The following is a 15,896-nucleotide window of genomic DNA, read 5'->3' on the forward strand; positions in this document are numbered from 1 at the left end:
AAATAGGGGTAGAATGCCCTTTTGGCTTATCTGTCCGTAAGGCATGCGTTTTGATGGAGAGATTTCCCCGCTTGATCCAATGGTCGATCCTGTTGCTGGCTTCGCTGGTGCTGGGGTTTGGCCTGCAAACCTTCCATATTCCCGCCGCGCTGTTGCTGGGGCCGATGATTGTCGGCGTGGCCATGGGGCTGTTGGGCGCCACGGTTCGCATCCCCGGTTACCTGTTTATCGCTGCCCAGGCGGTACTGGGTTGCATGATCGCGCAAAGCCTTTCCCCCGCTATTCTCACGCCGCTACTTGATGACTGGCCATTGGTGCTGTTGGTGCTGGCTGCTACGCTGCTGGCCAGCGGTGTCTCCGGCTGGTGCCTGGTGCGTTACAGCAGCCTGCCAGGGCCGACCGGTGCCTGGGGGGCATCGCCCGGTGGAGCATCGGCGATGGTAGCGATGGCTGGGGATTTCGGTGCTGACGTGCGGCTGGTGGCGTTTATGCAATACCTGCGGGTGCTGTTTGTCGCAACGGCGGCGGCGATGGTGGCACGTATTGGGTTGGGTGATGAAGCGGGCCAGGGTAGCGCGATGCTGGAATGGTTCCCATCGCTGGATTGGCGTTTTCCGGCGACGCTGGGCGTGGCGCTTGTCGGTGCCTGGCTTGGCCCCCGGCTGCGTATTCCCTCCGGCGCGCTGTTGCTGCCGATGATCATCGGCGCGGCGCTGCATTCCAGCGGTACCCTGGCGTTGCAGGTGCCGGAATGGCTGTTGGCCCTGGCTTATACCCTGATTGGCTGGAGCGTCGGGCTGCGTTTCACCCGGCCGATATTTTTGTTGGCGCTGCGCACCTTGCCGCAGATGGTGGTGTCGATCGTCGCCCTGATGCTGTTTTGCGGCCTGCTGGCATGGATGCTGACGCGCTTCCTGCCGGTGGATTTGATGACCGCCTATCTGGCGACCAGCCCGGGTGGGCTGGATACCGTGGCGATCATCGCCGCCGGCAGTCGGGTCGACATGTCGTTCGTGATGGCGATGCAGACGCTGCGTTTGTTCACCATCTTGCTGACTGGCCCGGCGATGGCGCGATTCATCTCTAACCGCGCCGCGCCGGCCTCAACCTAGCGCTGGATCAACGCAGTTTGCGTTGGGTATAAAGCGCGTCGAGGATAAACAGCAACAGTGCCGCCCAGATAAAGCCGAAGGTCACCAGCTTGTCCTGGCCGATGGTTTCACCGTAGAAGGTGACGGCCAGCAGGAACATCAGCGTGGGGCCGAGATACTGGAAGAAGCCGAGTGTCGACAGGCGCAGGCGGGTGGCTGCGGCGGTAAAGAACAGCAGCGGCACGGTGGTGACGATACCGGCGGCGACCAGCAGCAGATTTAGCGACCAAGGGTTGGCGCTCAGATGGCTGGTCGGGCTGTCGGCGAACAGAAACAGATATGCTGCGGCGACCGGCAGCAGCCACAGGGTTTCAATCAGCATGCCGGTTTGCGCGTCGATGGCGATCTTCTTGCGCAGCAGGCCGTAGAACGCGAAGCTAAATGCCAACCCCAGCCCGATAATCGGCAGCGAACCGAACTGCCACAGCTGAATCAGCACGCCGGCAAATGCCAGTGCCACCGCAATCCATTGCATGCGGCGGAAGCGCTCACCCAGGAACAGCATCCCCAACAGCACGTTCACCAGCGGGTTAATGAAATACCCCAGGCTGGCTTCCAGCATATGGTGGTTATTCACTGCCCAGATAAACAGCAGCCAGTTGCCGCCGATCAACACCGCGGTCACCGCCAGCAAGAACAGCCGTTTGCGGTCACGGCAGGCCGCACGGACCTGTGGCCAGTTACGGCCGAGCGTGATCAGCGCCAGCATGAAGAAGAATGACCAAATGACCCTGTGGGTGAGGATCTCATCCGCAGGCACCTGTTGGATCAGTTTGAAATAGGCCGGAGCTATGCCCCAAATAAAATAAGCGGCCAGGGCAAAGAAAATGCCCTGCCGCGTTTGCTGTGCGTCCATGACGTTACTCGGATGGGAAAAACGGAGATGCGGTGAGTGTACTCAAGAGCCTCACCGCATACAATCACCCGACCAGATAGGTCGCAGTGGCGCTGGCGATGTGTAAGCCGTCGTGGTTATGAAGTTCAACGCGGGCGACCGCGACTTTGTTGCCGCTGCGCAATACGCTGGCGGCAGCGACGAAATGTTCGCCACGGCCCGGGCGAAGATAGTCAACGCGTAGATCTATGGTGCCCATGCGCGACAGACGGCTAGCGACTTCTTCTTCGATCAGCGGATCCAGGCGCATCAGTACGCTACCGGCGCAGGCTAAGCCGGCGGCGACGTCCAGTACTGAGGCGATCACTCCGCCGTGCAGGATCTTCTGGGCCGCATTGCCGACCAGCTTGGGCTGGTTGGTGAAACTCAGCTCCACGTAGTCGTCGTCAAAGCGGCGCAGCTCGAGGCCCAGCTCGCGGTTAAACGGCATATGATAAACAAAGATTTCGCCAATTTTCTGGCGTGCGGCTTCTAGTGTGAGTGGTGTGGTAGACATAAATACCCATTCTTGTTCTGTGTCGTAGGGGAAGTTAACTGGTCAGTCCAGGTTAACTGTTTGTTGATATTATGCCTATATTTTGTTGCTTTCCAGACTAATCCAATAAATACACGCCGCGCTGCTGTAAAATCTCCTTTGTGTGTAAAATGGCCTGTTTTTATTTCAGAGTTTGTCATTTTTTGTTGGGGTGAGGAACGTTATGCGCATTTTGTCAGGGATCGTTTTGGCCACGCTGGCCGCGCCGCTGCTGGTACAGGCGGAAGAAGCCAAACAGCAGCAAATTCATGATAAACCGGCGGTACGCGGCAGCATTATTGCCAACATGCTGCAGGATCACGACAACCCATTTACGCTGTATCCGTATGAAACCAACTATGTGTTGTATACCGATACCAGCAATATCAATAAAGAAGCCATCCAGTCCTATAACTGGTCCGATAATGCCCGCAAGGACGAGGTCAAGTTCCAGCTTAGCCTGGCATTCCCACTGTGGCGCGGCATCGCCGGCGACAACTCGGTGCTGGGTGCATCTTATACTCAGCGCTCCTGGTGGCAGCTTTCCAACCACGGTGAATCATCGCCGTTTCGCGAAACCAACTACGAGCCGCAGGTGTTCCTCGGCTGGGCGACCGATTACAGCTTTGCCGGCTGGACATTGCGCGATGTTGAAGTGGGCCTCAATCACCAGTCCAACGGCCGCTCTGATCCGACGTCACGCAGTTGGAACCGCGGTTACGCGCGCTTTATGGCGCAAAACGGCAACTGGCAGGTGGATCTGAAGCCCTGGTTCCGATTCTCGGAAAGCAGCAGCAGCGACGATAACCCGGACATCACCAAATACATGGGCTACTACCGCCTGAAAGTCGGTTATGCCTGGGGTGACAGCATATTCAGCGTCGACAGCCACTATAACTGGAACAGCGGCTACGGCGGCGCGGAAATGGGCTGGAGCTACCCGATCAGCAAGCACGTGCGTTTCTACACTCAGGTGTTCAGCGGTTACGGCGAATCCTTGATTGATTACAACTTCCGGCAGACACGGGTTGGCGTTGGTGTCATGCTTAACGATATTATGTAATCCGGCCGTCATACAGGCGTCGCTACGCAGCAAAAAATGGGGAAGTGTGTGTCAACCGCAGCAGTGATAAACAAAGAGTTGCTGGCAGAGCAGGTATTACGCGATACCTTCGGCTACCAGCAATTCCGACCGGGTCAACAAACGATTATCAACACGGCGATCGGCGGGCAGGATTGCCTGGTTGTCATGCCGACCGGCGGCGGTAAATCGTTGTGCTACCAAATCCCGGCGCTGGTGATGGATGGCCTGACGTTAGTGGTTTCCCCGTTGATTTCGCTGATGAAAGATCAGGTCGATCAACTGTTGGCCTATGGCGTCTCCGCCGCCTGCTATAACTCGACGCAAACGCGCGAGCAGCAGCTTGAAGTGATGGCGGGTTGCCGCAGCGGCCAAATCAAAATGCTGTACATCGCCCCCGAACGGCTGATGATGGACAGCTTCCTCGATCTGCTCGACCACTGTCCGCCGGCCTTGCTGGCGGTAGACGAGGCACACTGTATCTCGCAGTGGGGCCACGATTTCCGTCCTGAATACCGTGCATTGGGGCAGTTGAAGCAACGCTTTCCTGCCATGCCGGTGATTGCCCTGACGGCGACGGCCGATGAATCTACCCGTGGCGACATTGTGCGCCTGCTGGCGCTGCAGGATCCCTTGGTGCAGGTCAGCAGCTTTGACCGGCCGAACATCCGCTATACGCTGGTGGAGAAGTTTAAACCTCTCGATCAACTGTGGCGTTTCGTGCAGGACCAGCGCGGCAAGAGCGGCATTATTTATTGCAACAGCCGCGCCAAGGTGGAAGACACCACCGCACGCCTGCAAAGCCGTGGGCTGAGCGTGGGCGCCTATCATGCCGGGCTGGACAACGATCGCCGCGCCCAGGTGCAGGAAGCGTTCCAGCGCGACGATTTGCAGGTGGTGGTTGCCACCGTGGCCTTCGGTATGGGCATCAACAAACCCAACGTGCGCTTTGTGGTGCACTTTGATATTCCGCGCAATATCGAATCTTATTATCAGGAAACCGGCCGCGCCGGGCGTGATGGCCTGCCGGCCGAAGCGATCTTGCTATACGATCCGGCCGATATGGCCTGGCTGCGTCGCTGCCTGGAAGAAAAGCCTGCCGGGCAACAATTGGATATCGAGCGCCACAAGCTGAACGCCATGGGCGCATTTGCCGAGGCACAAACCTGCCGCCGCCTGGTGTTACTCAACTATTTTGGCGAAGGCAAGCATCAGAACTGCGGCAACTGCGATATCTGCCTGGATCCGCCCAAGCGCTACGATGGGCTGGAAGATGCGCGCAAAGCGCTGTCTTGCGTCTATCGCGTCGGGCAGCGTTTCGGGCTGGGGTACATTGTTGAGGTGCTACGCGGTTCCAATAATCAGCGCATTCGCGAATACGGTCATGAAAAGCTGCCGGTGTACGGCATTGGCCGCGACCAAACCACCGAACACTGGACCAGCGTGCTGCGCCAGCTGATCCACCTGGGCTTTATCACCCAGAACATTGCCATGCACTCGGCGCTGCAACTGACCGAAGCTGCCCGCCCGGTGTTGCGCGGCGAGCTGGAGCTGCAACTGGCGGTGCCGCGTATTCAAAGCCTGAAGTCGCGTGGCAGCGCTAACCAGAAATCCTATGGCGGTAATTACGATCGCAAGCTGTTCGCCAAACTGCGCAAGCTGCGTAAATCGATCGCCGATGAAGAAAATATTCCGCCTTACGTGGTGTTTAACGATGCTACGCTGCTGGAAATGGCGGAGCAGATGCCGATCAAGGCGGGCGATCTGTTGAGCGTTAACGGCGTTGGCCAGCGAAAGCTGGAGCGTTTTGGCGCCCCGTTTATGGCGATGATCCGCGATCATCTCGATAATGACGAAGACTAAGGGCAGTAAATCATGCTGATGTTGTTTCTGACCGTGGCGCTGGTGCACCTGATTGCGTTAATGAGCCCGGGGCCGGATTTCTTTTTTGTTTCGCAAACCGCCGCCAGCCGTTCACGCCGTGAGGCGATGATGGGGGTGGTGGGCATCTCGCTGGGCATCGTCGTCTGGGCGGGCGTGGCGCTGATGGGGCTGCACCTGATCCTGCAAAAAATGGCCTGGCTGCATCAGGTTATCATGGTAGGCGGTGGAATTTACCTGTGCTGGATGGGTTGGCAGCTGCTGCGCTCCGCGCGCTCCCAGAATGCGCAATCTGCACCTGCACCGGAAGTGAAAGTGGCCCTGCCGAAGCCCGGCCGCAGCTTTATTCGTGGCTTTTTGACCAACCTGTCAAACCCGAAAGCGGTTATCTATTTCGGCAGCGTGTTTTCACTGTTTGTCGGTGATGACGTTGGCGCCGGCGCTCGCTGGGGGCTGTTCTTGTTGATCATCGCCGAGACTTTTGTCTGGTTCAGCCTGGTAGCGGTGGTGTTTGCGCTGCCGGCAATGCGCCGAGGCTATCAACGCCTGGCGAAGTGGATTGACGGATTGGCGGGCGTCTTGTTCACCGGTTTCGGTTTGCACCTGATCTTTACCCGTTGATTTTGGGGCAGTGAACCAGAGGGCCGAACAGCGATGTTCGGCCTTTTTGCATCAGGCCTTCTTTGCCGTGGCCAGCAGTCCTGCGACCAGAATGAACAACGAGCCGAAGATGCGGTTCAGCAGTTGCATCTGGCGTGGGGTCTTCAGCCAACCGGCAATACGGGTCGCCAAAGTGGCGTAGCCAATCATCACGATGATATCCACCACCACCGTAGTGACGCCGAGTACCAGGTACTGCTCGGCTTGGGGCTGATTGGGCAAAATAAACTGTGGAAACAGCGCCGCCAGAAAAACGATGCTTTTCGGGTTGGTCAGATTCACCAGCACGGCGCGGCGGAACAGACGGCGGCGCGGCAGGGTGCCCGCCAGCGTATGCAAGTCCAGCGAACCGGCGGCGCGCCACTGCTGAATACCGAGCCACACCAGATAAGCGGCACCCAGCCATTTCAGCAATTCAAAAGCCATCAGCGACTGCGAGATCAGCGCCCCCAGGCCAATGCCTACCAGCACGATATGCAGGCTCAGCCCGACCTGCAGCCCGGCGATCGAGGCTGCTGCCCCGCGATAACCGTGGCTGATGCCGGTGCTCATGGTGTTAATTGCCCCAGAGCCGGGTGACAGGCTGAGGATAAGGGTTGTCAGCAGGTAGGTTAGCCACCAGTCCAAAGTCATTGCAGTGCTCCCTGAAAGCGCCAATTTGTGCCAAAATGGTTCGGTTTTTGTAGGAATTGAATCACAATACGCTAGTATTATTTCTTGTGCCAGCGGTCACATTTTTACCGCTGGCGGCCCAGGGAAAAGCCTTTGATGACGTCGTTTACTCTCAGCACCGATGACTGGTTAACGCGTGAAACGCAGTTTGCTGCTTTCGCCACCGGCCCGCTGCTGGACTTTTGGCGGCTGCGTGAGGAGGGCGAGTTCATCGGCGTTGGCGGCGTCCCCATCCGCTTCGTACGATTCCGCTCTGCGCGTCATCAGCGGGTGGTGGTGGTAAGCCCCGGCCGCATCGAAAGTTACGTTAAATATCCTGAGGTTGCCTACGATCTGTTTCAGTGCGGCTACGATGTGATGATTTTGGATCACCGTGGGCAGGGTCGTTCCGGCCGTTTGTTGGCGGATACCCACCGTGGTCATGTGATAAACTTCAGCGATTACGTCGACGATTTCACCCAGTTTTATCAGCAGGAAGTGAAGCCACGCGGTTACCGGCAACGCTTTGCGCTGGCGCACTCAATGGGGGGCGCGATCCTGGCGCAATTCCTGGTACGTCAGCCGCAGGCCTTTGACGCCGCCGCGTTTTGTGCGCCAATGTTCGGCATTTATTTACCGATGCCGGGTTGGATGGCGAATCGCATTCTTGACTGGGCGGAGAAGCGCCAGAAGGTGCGTGAGTACTATGCGATAGGCACCGGCCAGTGGCGGCCACTGCCGTACGTGGTCAACGTGTTGACCCACAGTCGTGAACGTTATCGGCGCTGCTTGCGCTATTACGCCGACTATCCCGAGCTTCAGGTGGGGGGGCCCACTTACCATTGGGTGCGAGAAAGTCTTCAGGCCGGTCGGGATATCATCGCTCAGGCGGCTAACATCACTACGCCGCTATTGTTATTGCAGGCCGGTGAGGATCGGGTGGTCGACAACCGTTCTCACCAGGCTTTTTGTCAGGCATTGTCAGAAGCGGGGCACCCTTGCGAAGGGGGAAAACCGCAGGTTATCGAAGGCGCACGGCATGAGATCCTGTTTGAGCGGGACGCGATGCGCGCCGAAGCATTGAACGCAATCCTGCGTTTCTTTGCTCAACACTTAGGTGGTACCCCAACCGCCGACCACTCCATCAGAGGTTAGAACATACCGCTATGTATCACGTCGTCGCTTCCGATTTAGATGGCACGCTGCTGTCACCTGACCACACCTTGTCACCGTACGCCAAAGAGACCTTGAAGCTGCTGACCCAGCGCGGCGTTCATTTTGTTTTTGCTACCGGGCGTCACCATATCGACGTTGCGCAGATCCGCGATAACCTCGACATCAGCGCCTTTATGATCACTTCCAACGGCGCTCGCGTGCACAACACCGACGGTGAGCTGATTTTCAGCCATAACCTGGCCGAAGACATTGCCCGCGATCTTTACGGCATGCTGCATAACGATGCCGATATCACCACCAACGTCTACCGCAACGACGACTGGTACATCAACCGCGAAAGCCCTGAACAGAAAGAGTTTTTCCAGGAATCCATTTTCCAGTACCAGTTGTTCGAACCGGGCCTGTTGGAAACCGACGGCGTGTGCAAGGTGTACTTCACCTGCGACGATCACGAAAAGCTGCTGCCGCTGGAAGATGCCATCAATGCGCGCTGGGGCGATCGGGTTAACGTCAGCTTCTCGTTCCCAACCTGTCTGGAAGTGATGGCGGGTGGCGTGTCAAAAGGGCATGCGCTGGAAGAAGTAGCCAAGATCATCGGCTATACGCTGAAAGAGTGCATTGCCTTCGGCGACGGCATGAACGACCTGGAAATGCTGTCGATGGCCGGCAAAGGCTGCATCATGCGCGACGCGCATCAGCGCCTGAAAGATAAACTGCCTGAGCTGGAAGTCATAGGCTCCAACGTCGACGACGCGGTGCCGCATTACCTGCGCAAAATGTTTCTGGGCTGATAACACAAAGGGGAAAAACCACGCTTTTATCCCCCCTTTGTCAATAAGTCAGGGCGCCTTGCGGCGCCCTGATGGTTACTTGTGCTGGCCCTGCTTTTGCAGGAATTGCACGCCCTTGTCAGGGAAGTCGGTGAATACGCCATCCACGCCTGCCTGGTTGTAAATCACGTCATACAGCTGATTCACGTCGGTCACGTAGTTCGGCAGCGCATCGGCGCGGATGGTGAACGGGTGCACCGCCAGCTTGTTGGCATGCGCTTCTTTCACCATGTCGGTCAAGACCACCTTGCCCGGCTTGGATTTTTCCGCCACCACCAGCATGTGGTAGTCCGGCCCGATACCGTCGGCATACTGGGCGATCTGCTTCATCGCGCCCGGTTTGAACATCCAGTCATAGTCGTATTCCACCCATTTGCCGTCGGCTTTCTGCTCATAGGTTTCCTGCCATTTGTTATAGGCGATCAGTTGGATCAGCTTCAGATCCATGCCCATCTTCGGCTCCAGCTCGGTCTTAATCCGCTTCAGTTCGTTGGCGTCGAAACATTGCAGATAAACGTTATCGCCCTTGCCGGTGTAGCCGTACTGTTTCAGAACCGCCAGCACCTTGCTGGAAATGTCTTTGCCTTCCTGCTTGTGGAACCACGGCGCTTTGATTTCCGGGTAAATACCGATGTTTTTGCCGGTTGAATGATTCAAACCCTGCACAAATTCGATCTCTTCCTGGAAGGTATGGACGCGGAAGTCGGATTTGCCCATCGGGAAACGCCCCGGGTAGCCCTGCACCTTTTTGCCGTTTTCGATCTCAAAACCTTCGGTGAACTTCAGCGACTTGATTTCAGGCAGCGTAAAGTCGATGGCGTAATAACGGCCGTCTTTGCGCGCGCGGTCCGGGAAACGTTCGGCTACGTCGGTGACGCGATCGAGGTAGTGGTCATGCAACACCACCAGCTCGTTGTCCTTGGTCATCACCAGATCTTGTTCGAGGAAGTCCGCACCCTGCGCGTAGGCCATGGCCTTTGCCGGCAGCGTGTGTTCCGGCAGATAACCGCTGGCGCCACGGTGGGCAATCACCACCTTGTCGGCGGCTTGCGCAGCGCTGACCATTGAGGTGGCCAGGATAATCCCTGCCAGCAGGGCTTTGACTTGAGTCCGCATATTGTTGTTCTCCATGTTGTAGGTGCAGGGGTAGTAAAAAGGCCGCAAGGCGGCCTTTAAATAATGCGAAAGTTGTATGACGCTTAACCGCGTTTGTTGGCAGCGATTTCCGCGTGGTGTTTTTTCTCGCTCATCATGGTCAGCAACAGCAGCACTACCGCGCCGATGCTACCGCCAATCATCACCATAAAGCCGCCGTCCCAACCGAAGTAGTCAACGGTGTAGCCGACGATGGCGCTGGCTGCAACAGAGCCGCCCAGGTAACCGAACAGACCGGTGAAGCCTGCGGCGGTGCCGGCGGCTTTCTTCGGCGCCAGTTCCAGTGCGTGCAGGCCGATCAGCATGACCGGGCCGTAAATCAGGAAGCCGATGGTGATCATACAGGCCATATCAATGCCAGGATTACCGACCGGGTTCAGCCAGTAAACGACGGTGGCAATGGTCACTAGCGTCATGAAGAACACGCCGGTGGCACCGCGGTTGCCTTTGAACACCTTGTCCGACATCCAGCCGCACAGCAGGGTGCCCGGAATACCGGCATATTCGTACAGGAAGTAAGCCCAGGAAGACTTGTCCAGCGCGAAGTGTTTCACTTCTTTCAGGTAGGTCGGTGACCAGTCCAGAATGCCGTAACGCAGCAGATAAACGAACACGTTGGCTACGGCGATGTACCACAGCAGTTTGTTCGGCAGGATGTACTGCATGAAGATCTGCTTGGCCGTCAGCTCTTCTTCCGCTTTATCGGTGTAGTCGTCCGGATAATCGTTTTTGTATTCTTCAATCGGCGGCAGGCCGCAGGATTGCGGGGTGTCGCGCATCAGGGCAAAGGCGATCAGGGCTACCAGAATGGCACCGAAGGCCGGCATGTACAGCGCCGCGTGCCAGTCGTTGAACCAGGCCATGCCCAGCAAGAACAGCAGCGGTGGCAGACCGCCACCCACGTTATGGGCGCAGTTCCAGACCGAAACGATACCGCCGCGTTCCTTCTGTGACCACCAGTGTACCATGGTACGGCCACAAGGCGGCCAGCCCATGCCCTGGAACCAACCGCACAGGAACAGCAGCACGAACATGACCGCGATGCTCGATGTCGCCCATGGCACGAAGCCCATGAACAACATGACCGCGGCAGCCAAAATCAGGCCGGCGGGCAGGAACACGCGTGGGTTGGAGCGGTCAGAAACCGACCCCATGATAAATTTGGAGAAACGGTAGGCGATGGAAATACCGGACAGCGCGAAACCGAGGTCACCGCGGCTGAAGCCCTGGTCAATCAGGTAAGGCATGGCCAGGGTGAAGTTCTTGCGCACCAGGTAGTAGGCGGCATAACCGAAGAAAATCCCCATAAATATTTGCCAGCGCAATTTACGGTACAGCGGGTCGACTTTGTCGACCGGCACACGTGAAATGTGTGCTGCCGGCTTAAAAATACTCAACATGAGCGCCTCCGATGGCTTTATCTAGTTATCACATCAATATGATCTTTTACGTTCATTTGATGATTGAGCGGATATCGAATGTGGTGTTTTTTTGTTCCATAACGAGCGTCATCCTAGTCAAAACCGCCTGGTGTCGCTGTGATGAATGGCGCAAATGTTACACTTTTATGAAACACCGGCGGATTTTGAGCGATTCGTTAACGTTATGAAATAGAAAAACGCCTAAAAATCGTGATTGTGATCACATTAGTGGTTTTTTGTGGACATTTTACTTTCGTTTTAAGTTCGTTATTGTTCCTTATCAAACAAAGACCCCAATGACTGTGGCCCAATAGGGCAATAACCACGGATCCAGAGGGAGCGTCATGAGCAGCCATTCAGCAGAAAACGAAACGGATGTGATCATCATTGGCGGCGGCGCGACCGGCGCGGGCATTGCTCGTGACTGCGCACGCCGCGGTCTGCGTTGCATACTGCTGGAGCGTCATGATATCGCCACCGGCGCGACCGGGCGTAACCACGGCCTGCTGCACAGCGGTGCGCGTTATGCGGTAACCGACGGCGAGTCGGCACGCGAATGCATAGAAGAGAACCGCATCCTCAAGCGCATTGCGCATCACTGTATTGAGCGAACCGACGGGCTGTTTATCACCCTGCCGCAGGATTCACTGGCATACCAACAGCAGTTTATTGTCTCCTGCCACAGCGCCGGTATCAACGCCGAAGCGATTGATCCCCAACAGGCACTGCGTCTGGAGCCCGCGGCCAACCCGGCGTTGATCGGCGCGGTACGCGTGCCGGACGGCACCGTCGATCCTTTTCGTTTGACCGCCGCCAATATGCTCGATGCCCGTGAGCACGGCGCGCAGATCCTCACCTATCACCAGGTGGTCGGTTTATTGCGCACGGGCGATCGCGTTACCGGAGTGCGTGTTTTCGACCATCAGTCGTCGCGCCGTTACGATATTCACGCCGAAGTGGTGGTCAACGCCGCCGGTATCTGGGGTCAGCAGATTGCAGAATATGCCGACCTGCGGATCCGTATGTTCCCGGCCAAGGGCGCTTTGCTGATCCTGGGCCATCGCATCAACAACATGGTGATCAACCGCTGCCGCAAGCCGGCGGACGCTGATATTCTGGTGCCGGGCGACACCATCTCGCTGATTGGCACCACCTCCACCCACATTGACTATGACCAGATCGATAACATGCTGGTGACGCCGCAAGAAGTGGACATTCTGATCCGCGAGGGCGCGTTGCTGGCACCTGAACTGGCACAGACTCGCATTCTGCGTGCTTATGCCGGCGTGCGCCCGCTGGTCGCCAGTGACGACGATCCCAGCGGGCGCAACGTCAGTCGTGGCATCGTGCTGCTCGATCATGCCAGCCGCGATGGCCTGGAAGGCTTTATCACCATCACCGGCGGCAAGCTGATGACCTACCGGCTGATGGCGCAGTGGGCGACCGATAAAGTGTGCGAAAAGCTTAGGATAGACAGCCCCTGCACCACCGCGCAGGAGGCGCTGCCGGGCTCTCGTCAGTCGGCGGAAGAAACGGTGCGCAGCGTGGTTTCCCTGCCCGCCAGCATTCGCGGCTCGGCGGTTTACCGTCACGGCGACCGTGCAAACCGGGTACCGGCGGGGGATCGGTTGGACAACAGCCTGGTGTGCGAATGCGAAGCGGTGACCGCCGGCGAGGTGCGCTATGCGGTTAACTCCCTCACCGTCAATAACCTGGTCGATTTGCGTCGCCGTACCCGCGTTGGCATGGGCACCTGTCAGGGGGAGCTATGCGCCTGCCGTGCCGCGGGGCTGCTGACACGCTTTAACGTCACCACCCCGCAGCAGTCGATCGACCAGCTATCGCACTTCCTAAACGAGCGTTGGAAAGGCGTCCGGCCCATCGCCTGGGGCGATGCGCTGCGCGAAAGTGAATTTACCAGTTGGGTTTACCAGGGATTGTGCGGGCTCGATGCCCGGGGGGAACAGGAGGCCGATGATGCGATTTGACGTAGTGGTGATTGGCGGTGGCCTGGCGGGAATGACCTGCGCCATTCGGCTGGCGGAACAGGGCAAGCGTTGTGCGGTGGTCAGTTCTGGCCAGAGCGCACTCTATTTTTCATCCGGCTCGCTTGATCTGCTGGCGCAGTTGCCCGACGGCACCCCGGTGACAGAGCCATTGGCGGCGTTGCCCGCGTTGGCAACACAAGCGCCCCGGCATCCTTATGCGTTGATCGGCACCGAACGGGTGGCGTCGCTGTCGGGTGCAGCCGCTTCACTGTTGCAGCGCTGTGGGCTTGATCTGCAGGGCGACAACGAACGCAATCATCTGCGCATCACGCCGCTGGGCACGCGCCGGGCTACCTGGCTCAGCCCGCGAGCTATCCCCGTTACGCCGTTGGACGGCGAACTGCCGTGGCAGCACACAGCCGTGATCGGCATTGAAGGCTTTTTGGATTTTCAGCCGCAGTTGGCCGCCAGTTCACTGACGCAGAGCCTGGGCGTTCGGGCTGAGGTGGCAGATATGCACTTGCCGGCGCTGGATCGGCTGCGCAACAACCCCAGTGAATTCCGGGCGGTAAATATCGCCAGGGTCTTGGATCTGCCGGAAAACTTGACGCCAATGGCGGATGAGCTTCGGCGGTTGGCTGCGGACGCCGAGGCGATATTCATGCCGGCCTGCCTGGGGCTGGAGGATGACGGGCCACTGGCGGCGCTGCAGGCCGCGGTCGGCAAACCGATTCGCCTGCTGCCGACGCTGCCGCCTTCGGTGCTCGGGATGCGGTTGCACCAGGCGCTGCGCGCGCGGTTGCAGCAATTGGGCGGCGTTTTTATGCCGGGGGACAGCGTGCTGCGGGCGGATATTGAAGCCGGGCGTGTTACCGGTCTCTATACCCGCAATCACACCGACATTCCGCTGGTGGCGCAGCAGGTGGTACTGGCCAGCGGCAGTTTTTTCAGTAATGGGCTAGTGGCGGACTTCGACGGCATACGTGAACCGGTATTTGGACTGGATGTCGACAGTAAGGCGGAGCGTGCAGACTGGAGTTGTCGTGAGCTGTTTGCTCCACAACCCTACTTGCAGTTTGGCGTGCGCACCGATAACCGGCTGCGAGCACTAAGGCAGGGAGAGCCTTTGAGTAACCTGTACGCCATAGGGGCGGTGACCGGCGGCTACGATCCGCTGCAGCAGGGCTGCGGTGCAGGTGTTTCGCTGGTGGGAGCATTGCATGTCGCGCAACAGATTGTGGCACAGGAGGAGCAGCCATGAGCCTGCAGAAAGACAACAGTTTTGAAAACTGCATCAAGTGCACCGTCTGCACCACCTATTGCCCGGTAGCCAAAGTGAATCCGCTTTATCCCGGGCCCAAGCAGGCGGGACCGGACGGTGAGCGCCTGCGGCTAAAAGATCCGGCGCTGTACGACGAAGCGCTGAAGTATTGCACCAACTGTAAACGCTGCGAGGTGGCCTGTCCGTCCGACGTCAAAATTGGCGATATCATTCAGCGGGCGCGTGCCGACTTTGCCCAGAGCAAGCCGACGCTGCGCGACGCCATCCTCAGTCATACCGATATCATGGGCTCACTGTCGACGCCGTTTGCACCGATCGTCAACGCTGCCACCGGGTTGAAGCCGGTGCGCGCGCTGTTGGACAAGGCGTTGAAAATTGACCACCGTCGCGAACTGCCGAAATACTCGTTTGGCACCTTCCGCCGCTGGTACCGCCAGCAAGCGCAGGCCCAACAGCGTTACGCTGAACAGGTGGCTTTTTTCCACGGCTGCTTCGTCAATTACAACCATCCACAGCTGGGTAAAGACCTGATCAAAGTTTTCAATGCGATGGATATCGGCGTGCAGTTGCTCAAGCGCGAAAAATGCTGCGGCGTGCCGCTGATTGCCAACGGCTTTATTACCCAGGCCAAGAAACAGGCCAGGGTGAATGCCGAATCGCTGCATGAGGCGGTGTTGGAGCGCGGGATCCCTGTTGTGGCCACTTCATCGAGCTGTACTTTTACGTTGCGTGACGAATACCCGCATTTGCTGGAGGTGGACACCTCGGCGGTGCGTGAACGGGTGGAGCTGGCGACGCGCTATCTGTACCGCCTGCTCAATCAGGGGCGCAGGTTGCCGCTGAAGCACACGCCGTTGCGGGTGGCCTACCATACGCCTTGTCACATGGAGAAAATGGGCTGGACGGCCTATACGCTGGAATTACTGCGACAGATACCGGGGCTGGAGCTGGTGGTATTGGATTCGCAGTGTTGCGGTATTGCCGGCACCTACGGTTTTAAATCCGAGAACTATGCGACTTCGCAAGGGATTGGCGCATCGCTGTTTCGTCAGATTGAGGAGAGCGGGGTCGATTTGGTGGTCACGGACTGCGAAACCTGCAAATGGCAAATCGAGATGTCGACCAGCAAGCGCTGCGAACACCCGATCACCCTGCTGGCACAGGCTTTGGCGTAGGGCGCAGCAGTGTGAACTGCGCCCTATAGGCTGAGT

General features: G+C 57.9%; 14 protein-coding genes. 9 read left to right on the top strand and 5 right to left on the bottom strand.

Annotation, left to right across the window (positions count from 1 at the left end; genetic code table 11):
• Positions 1 to 53 precede the first annotated feature (53 nt).
• Entirely contained in the window at positions 54 to 1,112 is a 1,059-nt protein-coding gene (locus H5P17_RS10235) for an AbrB family transcriptional regulator (protein ID WP_182822703.1), read from the top strand.
• Positions 1,113 to 1,119: 7 nt separating this feature from the next.
• On the opposite strand, the gene rarD is transcribed toward H5P17_RS10235, so the two are convergent.
• Together rarD and H5P17_RS10245 are read right to left on the bottom strand one after the other, a co-directional pair.
• Entirely contained in the window at positions 1,120 to 2,007 is an 888-nt protein-coding gene (rarD, locus tag H5P17_RS10240; RefSeq protein WP_044554416.1) for an EamA family transporter RarD, read from the bottom strand.
• Between the two features lie 64 nt (positions 2,008 to 2,071).
• Positions 2,072 to 2,542, bottom strand: a complete 471-nt coding sequence (locus H5P17_RS10245; RefSeq protein WP_182822705.1) for a thioesterase family protein — start codon at positions 2,540 to 2,542, stop codon at positions 2,072 to 2,074.
• A gap of 202 nt (positions 2,543 to 2,744) precedes the next feature.
• On the opposite strand from H5P17_RS10245, the gene pldA reads away from it, so the two are divergent.
• Genes pldA through rhtC form a run of 3 tightly spaced genes read left to right on the top strand, consistent with a single transcriptional unit; the run spans position 2,745 to position 6,143 of the window.
• Complete coding sequence (gene pldA, locus H5P17_RS10250; RefSeq protein ID WP_044554417.1) at positions 2,745 to 3,623, top strand: phospholipase A; 879 nt, start codon at positions 2,745 to 2,747, stop codon at positions 3,621 to 3,623.
• A gap of 48 nt (positions 3,624 to 3,671) precedes the next feature.
• Positions 3,672 to 5,504: an ATP-dependent DNA helicase RecQ gene (recQ, locus tag H5P17_RS10255; protein ID WP_020824780.1), complete on the top strand. Its 1,833-nt coding sequence runs from the start codon at positions 3,672 to 3,674 to the stop codon at positions 5,502 to 5,504.
• A gap of 12 nt (positions 5,505 to 5,516) precedes the next feature.
• Positions 5,517 to 6,143 carry a threonine export protein RhtC gene (gene rhtC, locus H5P17_RS10260; RefSeq protein WP_044554418.1) on the top strand — a complete coding sequence of 209 codons (627 nt, stop codon included), beginning with the start codon at positions 5,517 to 5,519 and terminating at the stop codon, positions 6,141 to 6,143.
• A gap of 51 nt (positions 6,144 to 6,194) precedes the next feature.
• Here the strand turns inward: rhtC and rhtB are convergent, their stop codons facing one another.
• A complete protein-coding gene (rhtB, locus tag H5P17_RS10265) occupies positions 6,195 to 6,815 on the bottom strand; it encodes a homoserine/homoserine lactone efflux protein (protein WP_182822707.1) in 621 nt (206 codons plus the stop codon).
• A gap of 135 nt (positions 6,816 to 6,950) precedes the next feature.
• Here rhtB and pldB point away from each other — a divergent pair, with 135 nt between their 5' ends.
• Both pldB and yigL read left to right on the top strand, forming a co-directional pair.
• The gene (pldB, locus tag H5P17_RS10270; RefSeq protein ID WP_044554420.1) at positions 6,951 to 7,988 is read left to right on the top strand and encodes a lysophospholipase L2; all 1,038 of its coding nucleotides are present in this window, start codon (positions 6,951 to 6,953) and stop codon (positions 7,986 to 7,988) included.
• A gap of 11 nt (positions 7,989 to 7,999) precedes the next feature.
• Positions 8,000 to 8,800, top strand: coding sequence for a sugar/pyridoxal phosphate phosphatase YigL (gene yigL / locus H5P17_RS10275; protein WP_020824784.1), 801 nt, complete (start codon positions 8,000 to 8,002; stop codon positions 8,798 to 8,800).
• A gap of 75 nt (positions 8,801 to 8,875) precedes the next feature.
• Here the strand turns inward: yigL and glpQ are convergent, their stop codons facing one another.
• Positions 8,876 to 9,955 (bottom strand): glycerophosphodiester phosphodiesterase, encoded by a 1,080-nt coding sequence (gene glpQ / locus H5P17_RS10280; protein WP_182822710.1) that lies wholly within the window; start codon positions 9,953 to 9,955, stop codon positions 8,876 to 8,878.
• Positions 9,956 to 10,038: 83 nt separating this feature from the next.
• Positions 10,039 to 11,394 (bottom strand): glycerol-3-phosphate transporter, encoded by a 1,356-nt coding sequence (glpT, locus tag H5P17_RS10285; protein WP_182822712.1) that lies wholly within the window; start codon positions 11,392 to 11,394, stop codon positions 10,039 to 10,041.
• Between the two features lie 365 nt (positions 11,395 to 11,759).
• Between glpT and glpA the strand changes: the two genes are divergently transcribed.
• The 3 genes from glpA to glpC are packed head-to-tail and all read left to right on the top strand — an operon-like array spanning position 11,760 to position 15,860.
• Positions 11,760 to 13,403, top strand: coding sequence for an anaerobic glycerol-3-phosphate dehydrogenase subunit A (glpA, locus tag H5P17_RS10290; RefSeq protein ID WP_182822713.1), 1,644 nt, complete (start codon positions 11,760 to 11,762; stop codon positions 13,401 to 13,403).
• Complete coding sequence (glpB, locus tag H5P17_RS10295; protein ID WP_182822780.1) at positions 13,393 to 14,664, top strand: glycerol-3-phosphate dehydrogenase subunit GlpB; 1,272 nt, start codon at positions 13,393 to 13,395, stop codon at positions 14,662 to 14,664. The genes glpA and glpB overlap by 11 nt, the downstream gene beginning before the upstream one ends.
• On the top strand, positions 14,661 to 15,860 hold the full coding sequence (gene glpC / locus H5P17_RS10300) for an anaerobic glycerol-3-phosphate dehydrogenase subunit GlpC (RefSeq protein ID WP_182822715.1): 1,200 nt from the start codon (positions 14,661 to 14,663) through the stop codon (positions 15,858 to 15,860). Before glpB ends, glpC begins: the two co-directional genes overlap by 4 nt.
• Positions 15,861 to 15,896: the final 36 nt, after the last annotated feature.

Origin of the sequence: Serratia sp. OS31, assembly GCF_014164835.1 — a bacterium.
GTDB classification, from domain to species: Bacteria; Pseudomonadota; Gammaproteobacteria; order Enterobacterales; family Enterobacteriaceae; genus Serratia; species Serratia liquefaciens_A.

Excerpts from the sequence above, each read along its gene's own strand:
- pldA (WP_044554417.1), top strand. The coding sequence starts at position 2,745 with ATGCGCATTTTGTCAGGGATCGTTTTGGCCACGCTGGCCGCGCCGCTG.
- glpC (WP_182822715.1), top strand. The coding sequence starts at position 14,661 with ATGAGCCTGCAGAAAGACAACAGTTTTGAAAACTGCATCAAGTGCACC.
- H5P17_RS10245 (WP_182822705.1), bottom strand. The coding sequence starts at position 2,542 with ATGTCTACCACACCACTCACACTAGAAGCCGCACGCCAGAAAATTGGC.
- glpA (WP_182822713.1), top strand. The coding sequence starts at position 11,760 with ATGAGCAGCCATTCAGCAGAAAACGAAACGGATGTGATCATCATTGGC.
- yigL (WP_020824784.1), top strand. The coding sequence starts at position 8,000 with ATGTATCACGTCGTCGCTTCCGATTTAGATGGCACGCTGCTGTCACCT.
- rhtB (WP_182822707.1), bottom strand. The coding sequence starts at position 6,815 with ATGACTTTGGACTGGTGGCTAACCTACCTGCTGACAACCCTTATCCTC.
- glpT (WP_182822712.1), bottom strand. The coding sequence starts at position 11,394 with ATGTTGAGTATTTTTAAGCCGGCAGCACACATTTCACGTGTGCCGGTC.
- rarD (WP_044554416.1), bottom strand. The coding sequence starts at position 2,007 with ATGGACGCACAGCAAACGCGGCAGGGCATTTTCTTTGCCCTGGCCGCT.
- pldB (WP_044554420.1), top strand. The coding sequence starts at position 6,951 with ATGACGTCGTTTACTCTCAGCACCGATGACTGGTTAACGCGTGAAACG.
- glpQ (WP_182822710.1), bottom strand. The coding sequence starts at position 9,955 with ATGCGGACTCAAGTCAAAGCCCTGCTGGCAGGGATTATCCTGGCCACC.
- rhtC (WP_044554418.1), top strand. The coding sequence starts at position 5,517 with ATGCTGATGTTGTTTCTGACCGTGGCGCTGGTGCACCTGATTGCGTTA.
- H5P17_RS10235 (WP_182822703.1), top strand. The coding sequence starts at position 54 with ATGGAGAGATTTCCCCGCTTGATCCAATGGTCGATCCTGTTGCTGGCT.
- glpB (WP_182822780.1), top strand. The coding sequence starts at position 13,393 with ATGCGATTTGACGTAGTGGTGATTGGCGGTGGCCTGGCGGGAATGACC.